The sequence below is a fragment of the Bacillus rhizoplanae genome (assembly GCF_917563915.1).
Classification (GTDB): Bacteria; Bacillota; Bacilli; order Bacillales; family Bacillaceae_G; genus Bacillus_A; species Bacillus_A rhizoplanae.
Window position 1 is genome coordinate 1 of sequence record NZ_CAKJTI010000068.1, and the last position, 3,380, is coordinate 3,380.

Here is a 3,380-nt window from a genome sequence, read left to right on the forward strand (position 1 = left end):
CATCTGTATATTTATTATTCATTATAATTCCCTCCAATTATTTAAACATATATTGTATGTATACACCGATATTATTTAACAATTAACATATTGTTAAATAATAATTTTAAAAAAATTAATATCTAGCCGTATATATTGGTTGTACTATGTCCATCTCTATAAAACGATATAATTGTGCGGACTTTTTCGATGTTCGTTGAGTCGTTTGACCCGTAACTTCTTGAATGAACGGCAAAGTTTTTATCTTTCTTGCGAATGCCTGTCCGCTCTTAATTGCCTGATCATCTGTAACAGTCAACAATACGGCTTGTAACTCAGAGTATGTGAAACTTTTTGGTAAGAAGTTTTTTGCTACAGTTGTTTGAAGTAAATCAATTGTAATGACTTTAATTGCGTCACTTATGATCTGATTATGATCAAAAGCTAAGTCTAATTTCAGGACTTCATCAATTGAAAATAATTTAACTTCTGCAGCATCATCATTAGCTTGACGTTTTTCTAAATAATACTCCGGTACAATTGCATAATGGGCGTTAGAAATAATCCAACCACGTGGATCACGGCCAGGTTTATCATACACACCATAATGCTTAATATGTATACCTTCTACACCTGTTTCTTCCTCTAACTCTCGCTTTGCTGCTTCAAACGCTGTTTCATCCTCCTGTACAAAGCCGCCAGGTAACGCCCATTTCCCTGATTCAATATTAGGTTTTCCTTCTGAATTGGTTAATGCCCGTTTTATCAGCATTAACTTCAGAGCCATAACAGGAGGTTTATGTTCTTCCTTTTCCTCAGTAATAATAGTAAATACTGCGATATCTGATGTATAGCCATCAGGTGTGTGATATTTTTTTACATCATATTGTTTTAAAGCTTCTTGGTTTGACATTTATCTACCTCCTAAACGGTTAGTATTTTTCTTTACATGTTTCTTGGTTCTTAATAATTAACAATATGTTAATTATTAACTACAATTATGTACTAATTAATTTTATTTGTCCATAGAAAAACATTTTTTAAAAAATTTCTATATGATATTGGATAGGGTACCTTCAATATTTTAAAGAGTATAAAGGTCTGTCCTTATCACATAATAAGATTGCTATGTTTTCTTTTTATTTCTTAGTAAAATGTAATATAAAATTGTTAGAAGGACTTTAAAATTTTAAATCGAAAATATATCAATTAGTACATATTGATTGGAGTGATAAAAATTTGAATCATCTTTATAAACTTGGTGTTTCATAGATGCCTCGGATTTACTTATAAAGGTGTACTTTTACGAATGATTAGGTTTTATATAAGAGCATGTTCTAAACTATCACCATATGCTCATACTTTATTTCCTACGAGGGATACAGCTAAGTTAAAATAAAGCAAAAACCTCTTCTTTTTGGTTTCGAAGAGGTTTTTGCTTATACGGATTATGTCACTTGAAGCTATTGTTTATTTCTCAAAAATCTTTTTAGTCAAAACAAACCAGACATTATTTACGCCTTGTCCATTTATATCACCGACCTGCGTATCTTTAAAATAGTAATAAAGAGGATGGCCTTTATACGTTGTTTGCTTCTGTCCATCTTCTCTTGTGATGGTTCCAAAATCGCTTTTGTTAAATCCACTAGGAGCCACTATATTTTCTGCATGGAATGGAGGCCAAATTTCAGAACATTTACCTTTACAAGTACTAACTCCCGGTTCATCCTTTGTGAAGTAATAAAGTGTCATCCCTTGATCGTCTGCTAAATATTTTCCGATTCCATCCGATTCTAACACTTGAAGCTTGTATTTGTTTGACTTATCACTGATCGTATCGGTGATGGACAAGTCTTTTACATTCACACGGGAAATGGAGAGATCCCGATTAAGGACATAAGCGCGTTCTCCATCCCGGCTAAAGATAATTGCTTGACGGGGTTCCGTGAAACCACTGATTGTCTTAATCACACGGTTATCAGAGACGTTGATCACATCGATAGTATTGTCCGCCTTGTTGCTTGCAAAAAGCAATTTACCATCGGGTGACAAAGCTGCACCGTATGGCTCATGTCCAACTTTTACCTCGTTGACGATTTGTCCTAGAGAGATGTCCACCACGGAAATGCTGTCACGACCGCTGTTTGCGGCATACAATGTATGACCATCGGCACTCACGGAGATTCCACGAATCATAGAGAAACCAGTAATCTCACGTACGATGTTCTTAGTGGCTGCATCAACTACGGACACCTTATCTCCTTTAAAGTTTGTTACAAACACATATTTTCCGTCCGGAGAGACTGTAATACCTTGGCGTGGTTGGGAGAAACCAGTGATGACCGAAGTCGGTTTACGTTTCTCAAGGTCCACGACAGTTACAGAACTGTGTGCCTGATTGTTCACATACAGCGTCTTTCCATCAGGACTGACGGCGGTGCCGAATGCACCTGGACCGACCACGACTTCATCCTTTAAGGTTAGACTTTTTGTGTTGTAGAAGCGCAAAGTGCCAAGCGTACTATCCGAGACGACGAACTCTGAGCCATTGTTAATGAAGACGATGTTTCTCGGTGTGACAAAGCCACCGATTTCCTTGCGTAAAGTGCCTTTAGCAAGGTCATAGATACGGATGGATTGTTCGCGACTATCTGAAACAATCGCAATCTGCTCATCGGGACTTATAGCGAGGGAGTTGTTAGTAATGTTGCCATCAAAGCTCTCCTTTTCCATAGGGCTTTTATTTTCAGTAAATGAGGCAAAAATGGCAGTCGGAAAAATAATAACAAACATCAAAGCTACAACCAATACACTTTTAAATTTCATTTTTTTTAACATTTCTTCACCTCGTTAAAAAATTTTCTGTATGATAAATCTTCAAGACACGCGAATAGGTTCCATAGGGCCACGCAAGCCCGGCAGGTAAACAGGTCGTGTGAATCTCTGTAAATATACTACACGTTTTTTAATTCCCTCCTTTTGTAATCGTGTCTGAATTTTTATCCCTTCGTTCTATGTAAACGTACAGATAGACAAATTGGTTTGAACAATATAAAAGAAAATATTGATTTTTAAAAATATTTTTAAAGAAGCCCAACGAATTAAGTGGTTCAGTTAGGCTTTTCAATTTTATCTATCTTATTTTCCGCTCAAATAATAAATCATACATAATATCTATTATGTACTGTCTATAAAACTAGAAAAAACTCGTTGACCAACAAATAGGTATTTGTAATGACATTCTAACCACCTCCTATATTGTGAATATTTACAATTTTATAAATATTATTACCGTTTTGATTATACTCATAAATTATAATTAAATAAAATTAAAGATTTTAATTTGTAAGTAAGTATTACTAATATTCGAAAAGAGGGGCCGCCATTAATGTTTAATAATT

At 35.0% G+C, this 3,380-nt stretch carries 2 protein-coding genes; both read right to left on the reverse strand.

Going from position 1 to position 3,380, the window contains the following annotated elements; all coding sequences use genetic code 11:
• Positions 1-115: 115 nt before the first annotated feature.
• Positions 116-892, reverse strand: coding sequence for an NUDIX domain-containing protein (locus LRP84_RS22210; protein ID WP_230577062.1), 777 nt, complete (start codon positions 890-892; stop codon positions 116-118).
• Between the two features lie 557 nt (positions 893-1,449).
• Positions 1,450-2,817: a beta-propeller fold lactonase family protein gene (locus LRP84_RS22215; protein WP_230577063.1), complete on the reverse strand. Its 1,368-nt coding sequence runs from the start codon at positions 2,815-2,817 to the stop codon at positions 1,450-1,452.
• Positions 2,818-3,380 lie beyond the last annotated feature (563 nt).